Source organism: Nonomuraea aridisoli, from assembly GCF_003236395.1.
GTDB classification, from domain to species: Bacteria; Actinomycetota; Actinomycetes; order Streptosporangiales; family Streptosporangiaceae; genus Nonomuraea; species Nonomuraea aridisoli.
The window spans coordinates 1-16765 of record NZ_POUD01000211.1 but is presented as its reverse complement, the minus strand read 5'-3'; the positions used below and the strand labels follow the sequence as shown (position 1 = coordinate 16765).

The 16765-nt window shown below is 70.0% G+C and carries 17 protein-coding genes; 7 read left to right on the top strand and 10 right to left on the bottom strand.

Annotation, left to right across the window (positions count from 1 at the left end; genetic code table 11):
* Positions 1–120 precede the first annotated feature (120 nt).
* Positions 121–573, bottom strand: a complete 453-nt coding sequence (locus C1J01_RS35060) for an Lrp/AsnC family transcriptional regulator (RefSeq protein ID WP_111183264.1) — start codon at positions 571–573, stop codon at positions 121–123.
* 126 nt (positions 574–699) lie between these two features.
* Between C1J01_RS35060 and C1J01_RS35055 the strand changes: the two genes are divergently transcribed.
* Entirely contained in the window at positions 700–1587 is an 888-nt protein-coding gene (locus C1J01_RS35055) for a phenylalanine 4-monooxygenase (protein ID WP_111183263.1), read from the top strand.
* Between the two features lie 33 nt (positions 1588–1620).
* Positions 1621–2592: a serine hydrolase gene (locus C1J01_RS35050; protein WP_235854868.1), complete on the top strand. Its 972-nt coding sequence runs from the start codon at positions 1621–1623 to the stop codon at positions 2590–2592.
* On the opposite strand, the gene C1J01_RS35045 is transcribed toward C1J01_RS35050, so the two are convergent.
* Genes C1J01_RS35045 through pstS form a run of 5 tightly spaced genes read right to left on the bottom strand, consistent with a single transcriptional unit; the run spans position 2561 to position 7043 of the window.
* Entirely contained in the window at positions 2561–3259 is a 699-nt protein-coding gene (locus C1J01_RS35045; RefSeq protein ID WP_235854867.1) for a winged helix-turn-helix transcriptional regulator, read from the bottom strand. The genes C1J01_RS35050 and C1J01_RS35045 overlap by 32 nt on opposite strands.
* Positions 3260–3285: 26 nt before the next feature.
* Positions 3286–4062: a phosphate ABC transporter ATP-binding protein PstB gene (gene pstB / locus C1J01_RS35040; RefSeq protein ID WP_111183261.1), complete on the bottom strand. Its 777-nt coding sequence runs from the start codon at positions 4060–4062 to the stop codon at positions 3286–3288.
* A gap of 15 nt (positions 4063–4077) precedes the next feature.
* A complete protein-coding gene (gene pstA, locus C1J01_RS35035; protein ID WP_111183260.1) occupies positions 4078–4953 on the bottom strand; it encodes a phosphate ABC transporter permease PstA in 876 nt (291 codons plus the stop codon).
* On the bottom strand, positions 4950–5930 hold the full coding sequence (gene pstC, locus C1J01_RS35030; RefSeq protein ID WP_111183259.1) for a phosphate ABC transporter permease subunit PstC: 981 nt from the start codon (positions 5928–5930) through the stop codon (positions 4950–4952). The genes pstA and pstC overlap by 4 nt, the downstream gene beginning before the upstream one ends.
* A 6-nt stretch (positions 5931–5936) precedes the next feature.
* The gene (gene pstS / locus C1J01_RS35025) at positions 5937–7043 is read right to left on the bottom strand and encodes a phosphate ABC transporter substrate-binding protein PstS (RefSeq protein ID WP_111183258.1); all 1107 of its coding nucleotides are present in this window, start codon (positions 7041–7043) and stop codon (positions 5937–5939) included.
* Positions 7044–7164: 121 nt separating this feature from the next.
* Here pstS and C1J01_RS35020 point away from each other — a divergent pair, with 121 nt between their 5' ends.
* Both C1J01_RS35020 and C1J01_RS35015 read left to right on the top strand, forming a co-directional pair.
* Positions 7165–7638: a low molecular weight protein-tyrosine-phosphatase gene (locus tag C1J01_RS35020; RefSeq protein ID WP_111183257.1), complete on the top strand. Its 474-nt coding sequence runs from the start codon at positions 7165–7167 to the stop codon at positions 7636–7638.
* On the top strand, positions 7625–8410 hold the full coding sequence (locus tag C1J01_RS35015) for a fructosamine kinase family protein (RefSeq protein ID WP_111183256.1): 786 nt from the start codon (positions 7625–7627) through the stop codon (positions 8408–8410). The genes C1J01_RS35020 and C1J01_RS35015 overlap by 14 nt, the downstream gene beginning before the upstream one ends.
* Here C1J01_RS35015 and C1J01_RS35010 read toward each other — a convergent pair.
* On the bottom strand, positions 8407–9237 hold the full coding sequence (locus C1J01_RS35010; protein ID WP_111183255.1) for a TetR/AcrR family transcriptional regulator: 831 nt from the start codon (positions 9235–9237) through the stop codon (positions 8407–8409). The genes C1J01_RS35015 and C1J01_RS35010 overlap by 4 nt on opposite strands.
* Before the next feature lie 63 nt (positions 9238–9300).
* Between C1J01_RS35010 and C1J01_RS35005 the strand changes: the two genes are divergently transcribed.
* Positions 9301–10974 carry a right-handed parallel beta-helix repeat-containing protein gene (locus C1J01_RS35005; protein ID WP_111183265.1) on the top strand — a complete coding sequence of 558 codons (1674 nt, stop codon included), beginning with the start codon at positions 9301–9303 and terminating at the stop codon, positions 10972–10974.
* Positions 10975–11017: 43 nt separating this feature from the next.
* On the opposite strand, the gene hisN is transcribed toward C1J01_RS35005, so the two are convergent.
* Complete coding sequence (gene hisN, locus C1J01_RS35000) at positions 11018–11815, bottom strand: histidinol-phosphatase (protein WP_111183254.1); 798 nt, start codon at positions 11813–11815, stop codon at positions 11018–11020.
* A 98-nt stretch (positions 11816–11913) separates the two neighbouring features.
* On the opposite strand from hisN, the gene C1J01_RS34995 reads away from it, so the two are divergent.
* The gene (locus tag C1J01_RS34995) at positions 11914–12360 is read left to right on the top strand and encodes a DUF4442 domain-containing protein (protein WP_438943166.1); all 447 of its coding nucleotides are present in this window, start codon (positions 11914–11916) and stop codon (positions 12358–12360) included.
* Between the two features lie 155 nt (positions 12361–12515).
* Here C1J01_RS34995 and C1J01_RS34990 read toward each other — a convergent pair whose 3' ends face one another.
* Complete coding sequence (locus tag C1J01_RS34990; protein ID WP_111183252.1) at positions 12516–13112, bottom strand: TetR/AcrR family transcriptional regulator; 597 nt, start codon at positions 13110–13112, stop codon at positions 12516–12518.
* Between the two features lie 116 nt (positions 13113–13228).
* Here C1J01_RS34990 and C1J01_RS34985 point away from each other — a divergent pair, with 116 nt between their 5' ends.
* Positions 13229–14059 carry an SDR family NAD(P)-dependent oxidoreductase gene (locus C1J01_RS34985; RefSeq protein ID WP_111183251.1) on the top strand — a complete coding sequence of 277 codons (831 nt, stop codon included), beginning with the start codon at positions 13229–13231 and terminating at the stop codon, positions 14057–14059.
* 726 nt (positions 14060–14785) lie between these two features.
* Here C1J01_RS34985 and rsgA read toward each other — a convergent pair.
* Positions 14786–15847, bottom strand: coding sequence for a ribosome small subunit-dependent GTPase A (gene rsgA, locus C1J01_RS34980; RefSeq protein ID WP_111183250.1), 1062 nt, complete (start codon positions 15845–15847; stop codon positions 14786–14788).
* Positions 15848–16765 lie beyond the last annotated feature (918 nt).

The window sequence follows — 16765 nt, the reverse complement described above, 5'->3', positions numbered from 1 at the left end:
AGCCTCCTTCGCGTGCCGGCCGGGTGGGGGGCCGGCATGCGAAGGAGGCTGGTGCGACTGGTTGTCGTACGTCACTCTTGCCCCGAATGTCTATCTACTGCTCAGTAGTGACGGATCGTATCAGCGGGGGAGGAGAAGTGGCTCTATTCGGTACGGGATCTGCGTCGACAGTGCGATCGTGGTGTCGGTGCGCTGTATCGCCGGCGATGTCAGGATGTCGGCGATGATGTCCTGCAAGTGATCGGTGCTCTTGGCCACCACGCGGCAGAGCAGGTCGTGCTGGCCGCTCGTGCCGTGGGCCTCCAGGATCTCGGGGACGCTCCGCAGCCGTTCCACCGCCTCTGCCAGGCGGCCCTGGGCGATCTGCAGCCACACGAACGCCAGGATGGGATGTCCCGTTCGTGCCGGATCGACGGTCGGCCCGAAGTCCTTGATCACGCCGCCCGCCATGAGCTTGTCCACCCGGGTCTGTACGGTGCCGCGCGCCACGCCCAGCTGCCGGGCGAGCTCGGTCAGGCCGATGCGCGGGTGTGCCCGCATGGTCACGAGCAGGCGGGCGTCGAGATCGTCCACGGGGGCTCCTTGGGGACTGTGCGATTCGACCAGTGATCATGGCGTACGGAGGGCGGAATTGAGCATATCGTTCAGCAGAATTGAGCGCTATTGCCACCTTTGCGGCGAGTTGCTGTCATGTGAGGCATGTTTGAGGAAGCGCAGTACTTCGCGCCGGTCGCGGCCCAGGAAGATGGGTCCGTGGTGGTCGAGCTGGCCTCGTCCCATCCGGGGTTCGCGGATCCGGTCTATCGGGCGCGGCGCAACGCGATCGCCGCGCTGGCCCTGAACCACCGGCCGGGGACGCCGATCCCCGCGGCCGAGTACACCGAGCAGGAGCACCAGGTGTGGGCGGCGGTCACCCGTGAGCTGGCGGTCAAACACGCCAAGTACGCCACCGCCGAGTACCTCGCGGGCGCCGAGCGGCTGGGGCTGCCGCACGAGCGGATCCCGCAGCTCGAAGAGGTGTCGCGGCTGCTGGAGCCGCTGACCGGGTTCCGGTACCTGCCGGCGGCGGGGCTCGTGCCGCTGCGGGACTTCTACGGGGTGCTGGCGGACGGCTTCTTCCACTCGACGCAGTACATCCGCCACCACTCCGTGCCGTTCTACACGCCGGAACCGGACGTGATCCACGAGGTCGTCGGGCACGCGAACGCGCTGGCCAGTGATCGGTACGCGGCCCTCTACCGGCTGGCGGGGCAGGCCGCGCGGCGGGTGGAGAGCGAGGAGGCGCTGGAGTTCGTCTCCAAGGTGTTCTGGTTCACGCTGGAGTTCGGGGTGATGCGGGAGGCCGGGGAGCTGCGGGCGTACGGGGCCGGGATTCTGTCGTCGTACGGGGAGATCGAGGAGTTCCGAGGGATGGACATCCGGTCGCTCGATCTGGCGGCCATGGGGACGACGGAGTACGACATCACGAAATATCAGGACGTGCTGTTCTGTGCGGAGTCGCTGGAGCACCTGGAGGACGTCGTGGGCGGCTTCTGGGCCACCTGCGACGACGACACGATCGCGAAACTGGCCGCTTCCCGCATCTAGCCCCGTATCCCGAAATTTCGGGATAATCGGCGGGTGGTCGCTGCGGGGATCAAGGCGATACCGCGACTGGTCATCGTGCTGGCCCTGATCCTGCCGCTGGTATCGGTCACATCGGTGAAGAGGACCGCGCCCGTCCGGGCCGTGGCGGCCGTGCCCGCGGCCGCCTTCCCCCTGCACATCATGGCCGGAATCCCGCGGCAGCGGACGAATCAGCTGCCGCGGCAGCGGACGGCCGAGCGGGTCGTGGCAACGGAGCAGGTGCGCCCGGTGCGCGCGGCGCGGATCACCGAGCGGCTCGACCGCTACCTCGCGGGACGGCCGGGGCCTGTCACGGCCATGGTCAAGGATCTGGCGACCGGACGGGTCTACCGCTACCACGCGGGCGAGCGGTTGATCACCGCCAGTACGGCGAAGGTGCAGATCCTCATGGCGCTGCTGCTGCGTACGCGCTGGAAGAAGCTGCCCGCGTCCGTGCGGCGGGACGCGGAGCTGATGATCCGCTACAGCGACAACCACGCGGCCGACCGGCTGTGGCTGCGGATCGGCGGGGCGGCCGGGTTCACCGAGGCGGGCAGGAGACTCGGGCTGAAGCACACCAGGGGTGTGCCGGGCGCCTGCGTGGACCTGTACTGCTGGGGGATCACCCCGACGTCCGTGGACGACCAGGTGCGGCTCATGACGACGCTGGTGTCGGACGAGAGCCCGCTCCGGACCGGCGACCGCGCGCAGGTACGCAGGCTCATGGGCGCGGTCGTGGACGGCCAGGACTGGGGCGTCAGCGCCGCCGCGTGCCCGGGCGAGCGCGTGGCGCTGAAGAACGGCTGGCTCAGGCGCGTGTCGAACAAGCGCTGGGCCGTGATCAGCGTGGGGCTGATCAGCGGTGACGGCCGCGACTACGCCGTCGCGGTCCTCACCGAGGGCAGCCCCGAGGTGGGGTACGGGATCGCGACGGTCGAAGGCGTAGCCGGACGGATCATGCGGGAGTTTCGGAGATGCTCGGCGTGACCAGCCGGTAGCCCACCCCGCGTACGGTCTGGATGAGCTGGTCGTCCTCGTCGCCCAGCCGGGCCCGCAGCCGCTTGACGTGCACCGCGATCGTGTTGGTCGAGGTGTTGGCGGCGGCGTGCCAGACGTGGCGCATGATCTGCTCCCGTGTGACGGTGCGGTCGGCGTTGCGCATCAGGTACTGCAGCAGCTCGAACTCCCGCAGCGGCAGGTGCACGGCGCGGCCGCCGACGCGTACCTGGTAGGCCTGGACGTCGAGCTCGACGCCGCCGACGGCCAGGACCTTGCGCGACTCCGGTGAGGCCGCCTGGATGAAAGGCAGCAACTCGGGCACGCGGTAGGGCCTGGCCACGCAGGCGGCCGCGCCGGCCGCAAGCGCGCGTACCGCCTGCTCGGCGTGCCCCTCGTCGATGCCGAGCAGGACCGGTACGGCGCGCGCCACCCGGACGGCGCGGACGAACTCCACCGCGTCGATGACCGGCAGCGTGGCCGAGACCAGCACGACGTCAGGTTGCAGCGCGCCTGCCTGCAGCAGGCCCTGAGCGCCGTCGGAGGCGCCCGAGACGGCGACGCCCTCCTGTTCGAGGGCCGCGGCGAGCTCCTCCACGACGGCGCTGTCGGGGTCGGCGATGAGCAGTATGGGCTTCGTCCTCGTGTCCCCGTTCATCGTGGATGCCCCCTGCAGGTGGGTCATCAGCCGAAGCGCCCCGTGATGTAGTCCTCGGTGGCCTTCTGGGACGGATTGGTGAACATGCGGGACGTCTCGTCCATCTCGACGACCTTGCCGGGCTTGCCCTGCTCGGCCAGGTTGAAGAACGCCGTCCTGTCGCTGACCCGGGCGGCCTGCTGCATGTTGTGGGTGACGATGACGATGGTGTACTGGTCCTTCAGCTTGGCCATGAGGTCTTCGATGGCCAGCGTGGAGATCGGGTCGAGGGCCGAGCACGGCTCGTCCATCAGCAGCACCTGCGGCCTGACCGCGATGGCCCGGGCGATGCAGAGCCGCTGCTGCTGACCGCCGGACAGGCCCGCGCCGGGCTTGTTGAGGCGATCCTTGACCTCGTTCCAGAGGTTGGCGCCCTTCAGCGACTCCTCGACGATGCCGTCCATCTCCGACTTGCTGACGCGGCCGTTCAGGCGCAGGCCCGCGGCGACGTTCTCGTAGATCGACATCGTGGGGAACGGGTTGGGGCGCTGGAAGACCATGCCGATCATCCGGCGGACCGAGACGGGCTCGACGGTAGGGGCGTAGAGGTCCTCGCCGTCGAGCAGCACCTTGCCCTCCACGCGCGCGCCGGGGATCACCTCGTGCATGCGGTTGAGCGTGCGCAGGAACGTCGACTTGCCGCATCCGGACGGGCCGATGAACGCGGTGATCGAGCGGGGCTCGATGGTCATCGACACGTCCTCGATCGCCTTGTGCGACCCGTAGTACGCGTCCAGCCCCGAGACCTGGATCTGCTTGGACATTGCGGTGGTTACCCCCTATCGGCCCCTGGCGGGCGAGCGCCACCACGCGATCAGGCGCGCCACCAGGTTGAGCAGCATGACGATCAGGATGAGCGTGAGGGCTCCGGTCCACGCCCGGTCGACGGCGGTGTCGTTGGGACGCGCCGCCTGGTCGAAGACGAAGAGCGGAAGACCCATCTGCGGCCCGCTGAACGGGTCGTGGTTGATGGAGTTGGTGAAGAACACCGTCATCAGCAGGGGCGCGGTCTCGCCGGCGACGCGGGCCACGGCCAGCATGATGCCGGTGACGATGCCGGTGAACGCCGTCGGCAGCACGACCTTGACGATCGTGCGCCACTTGGCCACGCCCAGCGCGTACGAGGCCTCCCGCAGGTCGTTGGGGACCAGCCGGAGCATCTCCTCCGCGGACCGGACGACCGTCGGCATCATGAGGATCGACAGCGCGAGCGCGCCCGCCCAGCCGGAGTACTCGAAGCCGAGGAAAAGGATCCAGAACGCGAAGACGAACAGGCCGGCCACGACCGAGGGGATGCCGGTCATGACGTCGACGAAGAAGCTGATGGCGCGGCTCAGGCGGCCGTTGTTGCCGTACTCGACCAGGTAGATCGCCGTGAACAGGCCGATCGGCACCGAGATGACGCCGGCCAGCAGGACCTGCTGCAGCGTGCCGATGATGGCGTGGTAGGCGCCGCCGTGGGCGTCCCTGGCGCCGATGCCGTTCATGGAGTGGGTGAGGAACTCCAGGTCGAAGCGGGCCAGGCCGTTGGAGATGACGAGCCAGAGCACCGACACGAGGGGGACGACGGCCGCCGCGAACGCAAGATAGACCAGGCCCTGGACGACCCGGTCCTTGATCCGGCGGCTGGTGGAGATGTGCTGGATGGTGGTCATGCGCCGGCCCTCGCGTACTCCTTACGGCGGTTGATGATCATCCGCGCGCCCATGTTGACCAGCAGCGTGATGACGAACAGCACCAGACCGGAGGCGATCAGCGCGCCGCGGCCGATGTCGTTGGCCTCACCGAAGCCGTTGGCGATGTTCGCGGCGATGCTGTTGGCGTGGGGCGTCAGGATCTCGAAGGTGATGTCGAATGTCGCCGGGAAGATCAGCGCGACCGCGATGGTCTCGCCCATGGCGCGGCCGAGGCCGAGCATGGCGGCGCTGATGACGCCCGGGCGGCCGAACGGCAGCACGGCCATCTTGATCATTTCCCAGCGGGTGGCGCCGAGCGCGAGCGCCGCCTCCTCGTTCATCTTCGGGGCCTGGAGGAAGACCTCACGGGAGATGGCCGCGATGATCGGCAGGATCATGATGGCCAGGACGATGGCGCCGGCCAGCATGGTCTTGCCGCCGATGATGCCCTCGCCGGCGAACAGCGGGAACCAGCCGAGGTGCTCGTTCAGCCACTGCGACGGGGTGCGCAGCAGGGGCACGAGGAAGGCCACGCCCCACAGGCCGTAGACCACGCTGGGGACGGCGGCGAGCAGGTCGATGAGGTAGCCGAGCGGGGCGGCGAGCCGGCGGGGCGCGTAGTGCGAGATGAACAGCGCCACGCCGATGGCGATCGGGGTGGCGATGACCAGCGCCAGCGCGGAGCTGAAGACCGTGCCGAAGGCGAGCGCCGCGATGCCGAAGACCCGCTCGCTGTTCGGGTTCCAGGTCCGCTCCGTGAAGAAGTCGGCCTCGTTCGCCCGCAGGGCCGGGAGCGCCTCGCTGATGAGGAACACGGCGATGGCCGCCATGATCGCCAGGAGGAGGATGCCCGCCGCGGTGGACACGATGCGGAAAGGTGCTTCGCCATGGCTGCGCCGCGAGGCGGACCGGTGCTTGACCGGCCCGCCTTCACGGGTACGAACGTTCGTCGTCATGGAGTCTTAGGAAATCGCCTCGACGGCGGTGCGGACCTTGGTGAGCAGCTCGCCCGACAGGGGGGCGTAGCCCAGCTCGGTCAGCGCCGCCTGGCCCTCGTCGCTGGCCGTGTACTGCAGGAAGCTCTTGACGACCTTCGCCTCCTCGGCCGGCAGACCCTTCTCGCAGGTGATCTCGTACGTCACCAGCACGATCGGGTACGCGCCCGGCGTCTTGGTGGCGTAGTCGATCGACAGGGCGAGGTCGTTGCCGGTGCCGGTGATCTCGGCGGTCTCGACCGTCTTGGCCGCGCTCTCCGCGGTGAGCTCGACGAACTCGCCGGCGCCGTTGGCGACCTTGGCCGTCTGCAGCGCGGAGTTCTCGGCGTAGGAGAGCTCGACGTAGCTGATGGCGCCCTCGGTGTCCTTCACCGAGGAGGCGATGCCGTCGGAGCCCTTGGAGCCCTGGCCCTTGGCCTCGGCCGGCCACGCCTTGCCCGGCTCGTGCGGCCAGTCGGCCTCGGCGGTGGCCTTGAGGAACTTGGTGAAGTTGTCGCTGGTGCCCGACTCGTCGGAGCGGTGGAACGCCTGGATCGGCGTCGAGGGCAGCTGCGCGTCAGGGTTCTCGGCCTTGATGGCGGCGTCGTCCCACTTGGTGATCTTGCTGTTGAAGATGCCGGCCAGCGTCTTGGGGGACAGCTGGATGCCGTCGACGCCGGGCAGGTTGTAGACGACCGCGACCGGGCCGGTCACCATCGGGATGTTGATGGCCTTGCCGGTCTTGCAGCGGGCGTCGGCCTGCGGGGCCTCGTCCTCCTTCAGGGCCGAGTCGGAGCCGGCGAAGGCCACCGTGCCCTGGATGAACGACTGCACACCCGCGCCCGAGCCGCTGGGCTGGTAGTTGAGGGTGACACCGGGGTTCGTGGCCGTGAAGTTCTTCGTCCACTCGGTGATCGCGTTGGCCTGGGCCGAGGAGCCCGCGGCGTTGATCGTGCCGCTCAGACCTGCGTCGTTCCCCGCGGCGGCGGCCGACGAGGTGGCACCGGCCTGGGGGTTGTTGTTGTCTGTGCCGCACGCAGCGAGCGAGAGCGCGCCGGCGAGGGCGACGGCGGCGAGCCGGCCTGCATACTTCACGGTTTGGGTCCTCCCACTTGGTCCTTAGTCGCCACGAAAGCTATGCGGCCAAGGTGACTCAGACCCCCTGACAAGGGTGAACGTTCGGTGAACGCGCCAGGTCACCCTCATGATGGGTGGTATGACTTATCGCGTTTGCGTGGTGTGTATGGGGAACATCTGCCGCTCGCCGATGGCCGAGGTCGTCCTCAGGAGAACGCTGGAGGAGCGCGGGCTCGGCGACCGCGTCACCGTGGAGAGCGCCGGGACCGGCAGCTGGCACGTGGGCGGCCCCATGGATGAACGGGCGCTCGAGATCCTCACCGAGAACGGCTACGACGGCAGCGCCCACCGCGCCCGGCAGTTCACCCGCGACTGGTTCGACCGCTACGACCTCGTGCTCGCCATGGACCGGGACAACGTGGCCACCCTCGGCCGCATCGCGCCCCCGGGCGTGGAGGTCCGGCTGTTCCGCTCGTTCGATCCGTCCGCGCCGGAGGGCGCCGAGGTGCCGGACCCCTACTACGACGGCAGGGAAGGGTTCGAGGAGGTGCTCGCGCTGGTCGAGGCCGCCTCCGAGGGCGTCGCCAAGCACATCGCCGATGAGATCGGCTGAGGACCTGGGCGCCTCCCACGGCCGGCGGCTGCAGCGGGGGGTGCTGGAGGACGGGCGCGAGGTCTTCGTGAAGATCGGTGCGGCCTCGGAGGTCTTCGCCTCCGAGGCGGCCGGGCTGCGGTGGCTGGGCGAGGTCGCCGACGTTCCCGAGGTCGTCGAGGCGGGGCCGGACCGGCTGGTGTTGTCCTGGGTGCCCGCCGAGCCGCCGAGCGCGGCGGCGGCCGAACGGTTCGGGCGGTCGCTGGCCCGGCTGCACCGGGCCGGCGCGCCGGGGTTCGGGGCGCCGTGGCCCGGGTTCATCGCCACGCTGCCGATGGACAACACGCCCGCCGGCGACTGGCCGGCGTTCTACGCCTCGCGGCGGGTGCTGCCGTTCCTGCGGATGGCGCGGCTGCCCGCGGCGGACGTCGCGCTGGTGGAGCGGGCCGTGGAGCGGTTCGCCGAGGTGGCGGGGCCGGTCGAGCCGCCCGCGCGCATCCACGGGGATCTGTGGAGCGGGAACGTGTTGTGGTCGGGCGGGTCGGGGGTGCTGATCGATCCGGCGGCGCACGGCGGGCACCGGGAGACCGACCTGGCGATGCTCGACCTGTTCGGGCTGCCGTACCTCGATCGGGTGCTGGGGGCGTATCGGGAGGAATGGCCGCCGGCGGACGGGTGGCGGGAGCGGGTGCCGCTGCACCAGCTGCATCCGCTGCTCGTGCACGTGGTGCTGTTCGGGGGTGCGTACCGGGACGGTCTGATGAACGCAGTGCGGCGGGTGCTGGCGCTCTAACCGGTCTGACGTCTGCGGTACGCCCGTTGCCGGCACGCCCGCGAGCAGTAGACGCGGGGGCGGCCGGAGTCGGCGGGCTCCAGTCGCGTGCCGCATTCCCTGCATGTTTCGTCACGGGTTTCGTCACGGCGGCGGATGAGGGCCTCGATGCCGTCGAGGAGCCGGGCCAGGCCGAACTCGAAGGAGTCCTCCGGGTGGTCCCAGCCGCCCGCCTCCCACAGGTGGGAGAGCGCCGGGTAGCGGTCGAGGCGATCGTACAGGGAGTCGCGGGCGCCCCACCACTCCTCCTCGGACACGCCGCTGCGGCGCTCCTCGCGCCGCGTCTCCACCAGGAGCAGGGCCTCGGCGTCGACGAAGCGGCCGACCAGGCCCGCGGCGGCGATCACCTCGGATGGGCGCAGCGCGGTGCCGGTCAGCGCGCCGAGCATCTCGTCGTAGCGGGCGACCGCGTTCGGGCCGGGAACGTGGCGGGTGCCGCGGATCTCGGCCAGCCACGGGTGCCGCCCGCGCAGCCGCCACGCCTGCCGGGCGACCTCCTCCAGGCGTGTACGCCAGTCGCCGCCGGCGGCCGGCTCCGGGTGCTCGGCCAGGACCGCGTCGCGCATGAGGTCGACGAGGTGGTCGCGGCCCGGCACGTGGCGGTAGAGCGACATCGTGGTGAAGCCGAGCCGGTCGGCCACCTTGCGCATGGACAGACCCGCGAGCCCCTCGGCGTCGGCCAGCTCGACGGCCGCGCGCACGATGCGGTCGAGGCTCAGGCCCTGCCGCGGTTCGCGTTCCCGCTCCCGCCACAGCAGCTCGACCGCGTGGTCGGGGTCTTGCGTCATCGGCGCCTCCTTTGTTTATGGTGTACTACTACGTGTACGGCATAAACAGCAAAGGCGGTGCGCATGTTCCAGCTCCACGTCGCCCCCACCGGCGACGACTCCTGGCCCGGCACGATCGAGCGTCCGTTAGCGACCCTGGAACGCGCCCGGGCGGTGGCGCGTGAGGTCTCCGGCGGCGCGGTCGTCAACCTGAGGGGCGGCGTCCACGTCCTCGACCGCCCCTTCGAGCTCACCGAGGCCGACTCCGGCACGGTCTACCAGGCGTACGAGGGCGAGGAGGCCGTGATCAGCGGCGGCCGGCGGATCACCGGGTGGCGGGAGCGCGACGGCGTCTGGCTCGCGGAGGTCGGCGACCTGGAGACCCGCGGGCTCACGGTGGACGGCCGCCGCGCGCCCCGCGCCGCCCGCGACGGCCTGCCCGGCACGGCCGTCCAGACCGAGACCGGGTACGTCACCGACGCGCCGCTCGGCTGGCGCAGCCCGGGCGACGTCGAGTTCGTCTACCGCGGCGTCTACCCGTGGACGGAGGCCCGCCTGCCGGTGGCCTCGGTCTCCGGCTCGACCGTGACCATGGCGCAGCCGGGCTTCGGGCTGGCCATGAAGCTGTACGACTTCAGCTGGCAGGGCATGCCGTCACGCGGCCCCGGCCTGCCCACCCGGATCGAGAACGACGCGAGCTTCCTCACCGAGCCGGGCACCTTCGTGCTCGACCGCTCCCGGCCGGGCGACCACATGCTGCTGTACCTGCCGTGGCCGGGGGAGGACCCGGCACGCACGCACGTGGTGGCGCCGGTGCTGGAGACGCTGGTCAGGGTGGCGGGGGCGCGGGACGTGGCGTTCAGGGGGCTCGTGTTCGCCGACGCCACCTGGCTGCGGCCCGGGCACCCGGCCGGCTTCCCGCACTACCACGGCAACGGCTTCTACGAGGGCGGCGACGTCGAGAAGGCGATGCTGGACGACGGATTCGTGACGTATCCCGCGAGTTCCGTCACGATACCGGCCTGCGTGACGTTCGAGGACACGGTCGGGGCGGTGATCGAGGGCTGCCGGTTCACCCGGCTCGGGGCCTCCGGGCTCGGCATCACGGGCGGCGAGGGCGTCACCGTACGCGGCTGCGGCTTCGACACGCTCTGCGCCGGCGCCGTCGTGGTGTCGGGCGGCCGGGGGACCACGATCGAGGACAACCGGATCCGCGAGGTGGGGCTCGAGTTCAGCGGCTCGCCGGGCATCTCCGTGACCGGTACGCACGGCTGCGGCATCGTCGGCAACGAGGTCGCAGACGTGCCGCACTGCGGCATCGTCGCCGGGCCCGGCCGGGGCACCCGCATTCTGCGCAACCTGACCTCGAACACCATGAAGGCGCTGGCCGACGGGGGCGGCGTCTACCTGTCGGGTCCGCAGGGCGACTCGGCCGCCGACGGCGCGGTGGTGCGGGGCAACGTCATCAGGGACACGATCACGCCGTACAACTTCGGGCTCTACACCGACTACGGGGCCAGCTGGGTGACCGTCGAGGAGAACGTCGTCCTGCGGGCCGACAACACCGCCGTGCTGCACGTCGCGCCGCCCTTGGAGAACGTCGTCTACCGGGGCAACTTCTGGGACGCCGATCCGCTCGGGCACGACGACCCGCCCACCGGGGTGACGTACGAGGGGAACGTGACCATCAAAGATGAACGCGAGCTGAACGCCGCCACCGCCCACATCCAGTCACAGGCCGGTCCGCGCGCCGGCTGACCGGGGGCTGGTCGCCGAGGGTGGATGGGGTGCCCTTCGGCTGCTAGCGCAGGATGGTGGTGCCGTTGAGGCGGTTGATCACCTCGTCGTGCAGGACGCCGTTCGTGCAGACGAGGCTGCCGCCCTCCAGGCCCCGCACGCCGGCGACGTCGGTCCAGACGCCGCCGGCCTCCTCGACGATCACGGTGAGCGCCGCCATGTCCCATGGAGACAGCTCGGGCTCGGCCGACAGGTCCACCGAACCCTCGGCGACCATCATGTGCGACCAGAAGTCGCCGTACGCGCGCGTCCGCCAGCAGGAGCGGCCGAGGTCGAGGAAGTTCTCCAGCCGTCCCGTCTTCTCCCAGCCGCTGAAGCTGCTGTACGAGAACGAGGCGTCCTCCAGGGACGAAACGGACGACACCTGCATGCGGGTGGCCTTCGTCAGGCTCTTGCCGGTCCACGCCCCGCCCTCGGAGGCCGCCCACCAGCGCTTGCCGAGCGCGGGGGCCGAGACCAGGCCGACGACGACCCGTCCGTACTCCATGAGGGCGATCAGCGTGGCCCACACGGGGACGCCGCGGACGTAGTTCTTGGTGCCGTCGATCGGATCGATGATCCACGAACGCGCGCCCCAGCCGGTCTTGCCGAACTCCTCGCCGACGACCGCGTCCCGCGGCCTGGCCCGGCGCAGCGTTCCCCGGATGGCCTCCTCCACCGCGCGGTCGGCGTCGCTGACCGGCGTCAGATCGGGCTTGGTCTCGACCTTGAGGTCGACCGCCTTGAACCGCCGCATGGTCAGGTCATCGGCGGCATCCGCCATGACATGCGCGAGACGAAGATCATCGTTATAACCCTGCACGGTCGCCCACGCTACCGTGTCGCTTATCCCGACATCAGTGGCCAACGCCCCTTTTCTGGTAACACGTATTCCAGTTACCCACCAGTAGCATGTCCACCATGTCGATAGATGTCGGTGGTTTGCTGCTGGAGAGTGTCCCGTTCGCCCGGACCTTGGGGGTCGTTTTCGACGCCGTGTCGGAGGGGCGGGCGGTATGTCACGTGCCCGACCGTGAGGACCTGCGCAACCACGTGGGCGGGCCGCACGCGGGGGTGCTGTTCACGCTCGCGGAGTCGGCGTCGGGGGCGGCCGTGCTGTCGGTCTTCGGCGACCAGCTGGGGCGCGCCGTACCGCTGCCGACGACGGCCACCATCGACTTCCGGAAGGTGGCGACGGGGGAGATCCGCGCGGAGGCGCGGCTGCTCGCGTCGCGGGCGGAGGTGCTGGAGCGGCTGGAGGCGGGTGAACGGCCGGTCTTCGACGTCGCCGTGGACCTCACGAACGCCGACGGCACCGTGGTCTCCACTCTCACGGTCACCTGGACCCTCCGCCCCAACCGCCCGTAACGCGAACCGTCCGCTTCCGCCGCACTCGGATCCGACGTCCGCCGCCTACTGACCCTCCTGCTCCCAGGTGACGGCGAGGTGTCCTGCCGCTCGTGACGCAGAAGCGTGGTGATCTGTGTTGTCGTTCGACAGCAATGTCGTCCAGCGCCTTCGCGCTATGACGAGCGCGGACCTGGATGGGCCGCGCTGGTCCGTAGGCCGTCGAGGATGAGCGCGAGGTAGCGTCGCCACGGTCGCGCGGCGCCGGTGGACGGCAGATCCATCACGGAGTCGATCATCGCGACGATGGGCGCGATGTCGTCCACGGTGATGTCGTCCCGCATCGTGCCCTGTTCCTGCGCGCGGGCGATGAGGTGGCCGCAGGATTCCACGATGCCTTGCCGCGCGCGAGCGATCTGCTCGCTGTCGCCCGTGCCCTGCCGTATCAGCTCGCGGAGCCCGCGGTCGGTCGCGGCCTGTTCCAGAGCATGTTCGAGAAACGCTCGAAGTGCTTCGTAGGCGTCCCGTCCTGCCAGTGCGGCCTGTGCCGTGGCGCGGATGTCGTCGAGCTTGCCGGCGTAGACGGCCTCGGCGAGGGCTTCCTTGTTGGGAAACCGTCGGTAGACGGTGCCGACGCCGAGTCGTGCGTGGTGGGCGACGTCGTTGAGCGTGGCTTGCAGCCCGCGTGCGGCGAACACTTCCTGTGCCGCCGCAAGTGTGCGCTGCCGGTTGTGCTCGGCGTCGCGGCGCAGCGCCGGTGTCTTTTCGCTCATGGCATCCCGTCGGTCCGACTAACTGGATACATCATATCCGCTTCGTGCTAGGCTGCCGGACATAAGCGGATACTTCATATCCACTTAGGTGGGTGTGCGGGGAGAGCAGGTGAAGCATGCAGATCGTGGTCATCACCGGAGGCACCGATGGGCTCGGCAAGGGGCTCGCCCTCCACTACCTCCAGCAAGGCGCCCACGTCATCGCCATCGGCAGCACCGCGGAAAAGGGCCAAGCCTTGCTCGCCGAGGCCAGAGCCCTGTCGGCAGGGCGGATCAGCTTCGTGCGTGCCGACCTCACCTCGGTGGCCGCTTCCAGGGAACTCGTCAGACGCCTTGCCGAAGATCATCCGGTCGTGGACAAGCTGATCCTGTGCGCCCAGCGATACCGGCTTCTCGGCGACCGCGTGACCACCCGCGAGGGCTTCGAGCACAGCTTCGCGCTCGCCTACCTCAGCCGTTTCGTGCTGAGCTACGGCCTCCATGATGCGCTGCGAGCCGCCCGCCGTCCGGTCGTCATGAACGTGGGCACGCCCGGTGTTCCGCTGGGCCGCATCCACTGGGATGACCTGCAGCTGACGCAGACCTACAGCGGGACCAGGGCCACCCTGCAGTCCTTCCGGGCCAACGACCTCCTTGGGGTCGCCTGCGGCGTGCTGCACGCCGGCAGCGGCATCTCCTACATCGGCTACAACCCCGGCGTCGTCTCCACCGGCATGCCCGCGAGCCTGCCGCAACCGCTACGTGCGGTGACAACGGCGTTCTTCACCCTGTTCGCCGCATCGGTGCCGAGGGCGATAGCGCCCATGACCGTGCTCCTGGACGACCCGCCGGCCGAGCCCTTCACCGCGCACTGGCAGAAGCGTCGGCTGTCGCTGGACGGCCGCGCCTTCGACCGGCACGACGCACTACGCCTCCACGACATCACGCGAGAGCTGATCTCGTGCTGACGCCTTGCATGCCCTGATGCTTCCCCAGGCCGACCCGTGCGACAGCGTCCCAATCGAACCTGGGAAACACGGATGACACTGAGCGACATGACCGGCCAGACCGCCCTGATCACCGGCAGCACGGCGGACGTACACGCGGCTACGGCCGGGAGGACTGTTGCGCGGCGGCCACATCCGGTAGTCGCGCACGACCCGGTCGCGGGCCTGGCGGTCGATAAGGGGTCGGTGGTGTAGGTGACGGCGTGGTCGGCTGGCCAAGACAGGAGCTCCGGGCCCGGGAGCGGTAGGTGCGCCGGGTCTCGGCCGACAGCGGCGTACGCTCCAGCGCGGCGTCCTTGCCAGGACGTTCCCGTAGGCGGGTGAGAGCCGCGCTTCGTCATCTCGCGAGCGGATCCGGGCTTCTAGGGCAACCCAGATTGCGCAAATCTCGGAAGTCGCACCTGGGAGCGTAGTCCCGAGATTCGACCTCGGAACTACGCGAATTGGAGACGAGGCGTTGCGGGCATTGACGGACAGTCGTTTCGAGCACTTCGACAGTGAAACCAGCCCCGCCCGCATAGACGAGGCTGACGAGCGGACCCCGGTCACGTGTGGAGCTTGCTCAGCAGTCCGGACCACGTACGCCCTGGCGCTTATGACCGGTTCGGCAGCTGTTTCGGTATTGCGCAAGCACCCCGCCCGCGTGTCCGTGGGCCGGTGGCGTGGGGGGTTGGCTGGTACTGAGCGCTAGTCGTTGGCGGGGTCGCGGCGGGGGGCGTCTTCTGCGGCGCCCTCGCGGCTGGACAGCAGGCGGCGGAGGGATTCCAGGCGGTGGGCATCGGCGTTGCCCGCCGCCACCCATGCGTCCAGGGCGCAGCCCTCGCCCAGGTGGGTGCAGCCCTTCGGGCACTCGACCGTGCCCTCCACCAGGTCGGGGAACGCCGCCAGCACCGTCTCCACCGACACGTGGGCCAGCCCGAAGCTGCGTACGCCCGGGGTGTCGATGATCCAGCCGCCCTCCGGGAGCTCCAGGGCCACGGCCGAGGTGGACGTGTGGCGGCCCCGGCCGGTGACCGCGTTGACGTGGGAGACGGCTCGGTTGGCGTCCGGGACGAGCGCGTTGACCAGCGTGGACTTGCCGACACCCGAATGCCCGACCAGGACGCTGATGCGGCCTTCCAGGTGGTCGCGCAGCTCGTCGAGCGACCCGCCCTTGTGGACCACGACGTGCGGGACGCCGAGCGGCTCGTAGAGGGACAGCAGCTCGCCGGGCGGCGCGAGGTCGGACTTGGTGAGGCAGAGCAGCGCGTCGATCTCGGCGTCGAACGCCGCCACCAAAATGCGGTCGATCATGCGGGGCCGCGGCGGCGGGTCGGCCAGCGCGGTGACGATGACGAGCTGGTCGGCGTTGGCCACGACCGGACGTTCGATGCCGTCGGTGTCCTCGGTGTCGTCGGCCGAACGGCGCAACATCGACGTGCGGGGCTCCACGCGTACGACACGGGCCAGCGTGTCGGGACGTCCCGACACGTCACCGACCAGGGCCACCCTGTCGCCCACGACGATGCCCTTGCGTCCCAGCTCGCGGGCCTTCATGGCGACCACGAGCCGGCGCTGCGGCGGCTTGCGCTTCTGCGCCGAGCCCTTCGGCCGCTCCGGCTCCACCAGCGTGGTGTAGCGGCCCCGGTCGACCGCCACCACGAACCCTTCGACAGCATCCTCATGCGCAGGACGAATGCGGGTCCGCGGCCGCGAACCCTTGCCCGGCCTGACCCGTACGTCGTCCTCGTCGTATTGCCGCTTTCTCAGCGGTCCCCTCCCATACGCTCGCTTCCCTTCTGTCTCTGTTTCCCGGGCCGTGATGTCACGGCCTCGGAGCTCTCGCCCCCCGGCTTCTGGGCCTGGGGCGAGTGTGCCCCGCGCCGCCCATCTCCACGCCGTCCACCCTCACCAGCCCCGCACCACATCGTCCGCCGTCGCCGCGCCCGGCCACACCTGCCCCGGACTTCCCGGTCCCGCACGTCCTGGTCCCGGATTTCCTGGCCCGCACGTACAGGCGACCTTCCGGTCCCGCGCGTCGCGGTCCCGGACTTTCTGGTTCCGTACGTCTCGGTCCTGGACGTCCCGGTCTTGCACGTTCCGGTTCCGTACGTCCTGGGTGTTCCAGACGTTCCAGCGCCGGGCGGTTCCGGTGTTGCCGGGATGCCGGCGCCTGGAGCCGTGGGCGTCCTGGAGCGCACGCCGATGCCGACGTCGTGGTTCGTACCCGACGTTGCAGGCCCCGCCGTTTCGGTGCCTGGCGTCGTGGGTGTTCTCGAGACGCCGGCGCCGGGCGTCCCGGCTCTCTCCGTGTCGAACGTCGGAGACGTCCCGGACGTTCCGGGTACGGGCCTTCGAGCAGGCACTCTTCGCGCGGGCCGGACTTGCGGAAAGGCCGCCGACGGAGGCTTCCCAGCTGAGCGGGCGTCGGGCCCGGCACGGCCGCAGCCCGTTAGGCGTCGGTGTACGTGACTGGTGAAGTGGCACGCGTCGCCCGGGGACGGACGGGTGGCGGCGTGTCGGTGGATGTCTCCGTGGTTGTCCAGACAGCCCGTCATCACGTACTGCCCTTTCCCGAGGTGCCCGGGGCGCCGACCGTGAAACCGGCGTTGAGGGTCCGGGCGGTTGCCCGAGTAGTGGCGTTGAGGGTCGGGGTGGTGGCCCGAGCTGTGGTGTTGAGGGTCGGGG

What these genes read in the sequence shown, in the direction of transcription:
- C1J01_RS35055 (WP_111183263.1), top strand. Translation starts at nt 700, where the DNA reads ATGTTTGAGGAAGCGCAGTACTTCGCGCCGGTCGCGGCCCAGGAAGAT.
- C1J01_RS35045 (WP_235854867.1), bottom strand. Translation starts at nt 3,259, where the DNA reads ATGAACGGGGACACGAGGACGAAGCCCATACTGCTCATCGCCGACCCC.
- pstB (WP_111183261.1), bottom strand. Translation starts at nt 4,062, where the DNA reads ATGTCCAAGCAGATCCAGGTCTCGGGGCTGGACGCGTACTACGGGTCG.
- pstA (WP_111183260.1), bottom strand. Translation starts at nt 4,953, where the DNA reads ATGACCACCATCCAGCACATCTCCACCAGCCGCCGGATCAAGGACCGG.
- pstC (WP_111183259.1), bottom strand. Translation starts at nt 5,930, where the DNA reads ATGACGACGAACGTTCGTACCCGTGAAGGCGGGCCGGTCAAGCACCGG.
- C1J01_RS35020 (WP_111183257.1), top strand. Translation starts at nt 7,165, where the DNA reads ATGACTTATCGCGTTTGCGTGGTGTGTATGGGGAACATCTGCCGCTCG.
- C1J01_RS35015 (WP_111183256.1), top strand. Translation starts at nt 7,625, where the DNA reads ATGAGATCGGCTGAGGACCTGGGCGCCTCCCACGGCCGGCGGCTGCAG.
- C1J01_RS35010 (WP_111183255.1), bottom strand. Translation starts at nt 9,237, where the DNA reads ATGACGCAAGACCCCGACCACGCGGTCGAGCTGCTGTGGCGGGAGCGG.
- C1J01_RS35005 (WP_111183265.1), top strand. Translation starts at nt 9,301, where the DNA reads ATGTTCCAGCTCCACGTCGCCCCCACCGGCGACGACTCCTGGCCCGGC.
- C1J01_RS34995 (WP_438943166.1), top strand. Translation starts at nt 11,914, where the DNA reads ATGTCGATAGATGTCGGTGGTTTGCTGCTGGAGAGTGTCCCGTTCGCC.
- C1J01_RS34990 (WP_111183252.1), bottom strand. Translation starts at nt 13,112, where the DNA reads ATGAGCGAAAAGACACCGGCGCTGCGCCGCGACGCCGAGCACAACCGG.
- C1J01_RS34985 (WP_111183251.1), top strand. Translation starts at nt 13,229, where the DNA reads ATGCAGATCGTGGTCATCACCGGAGGCACCGATGGGCTCGGCAAGGGG.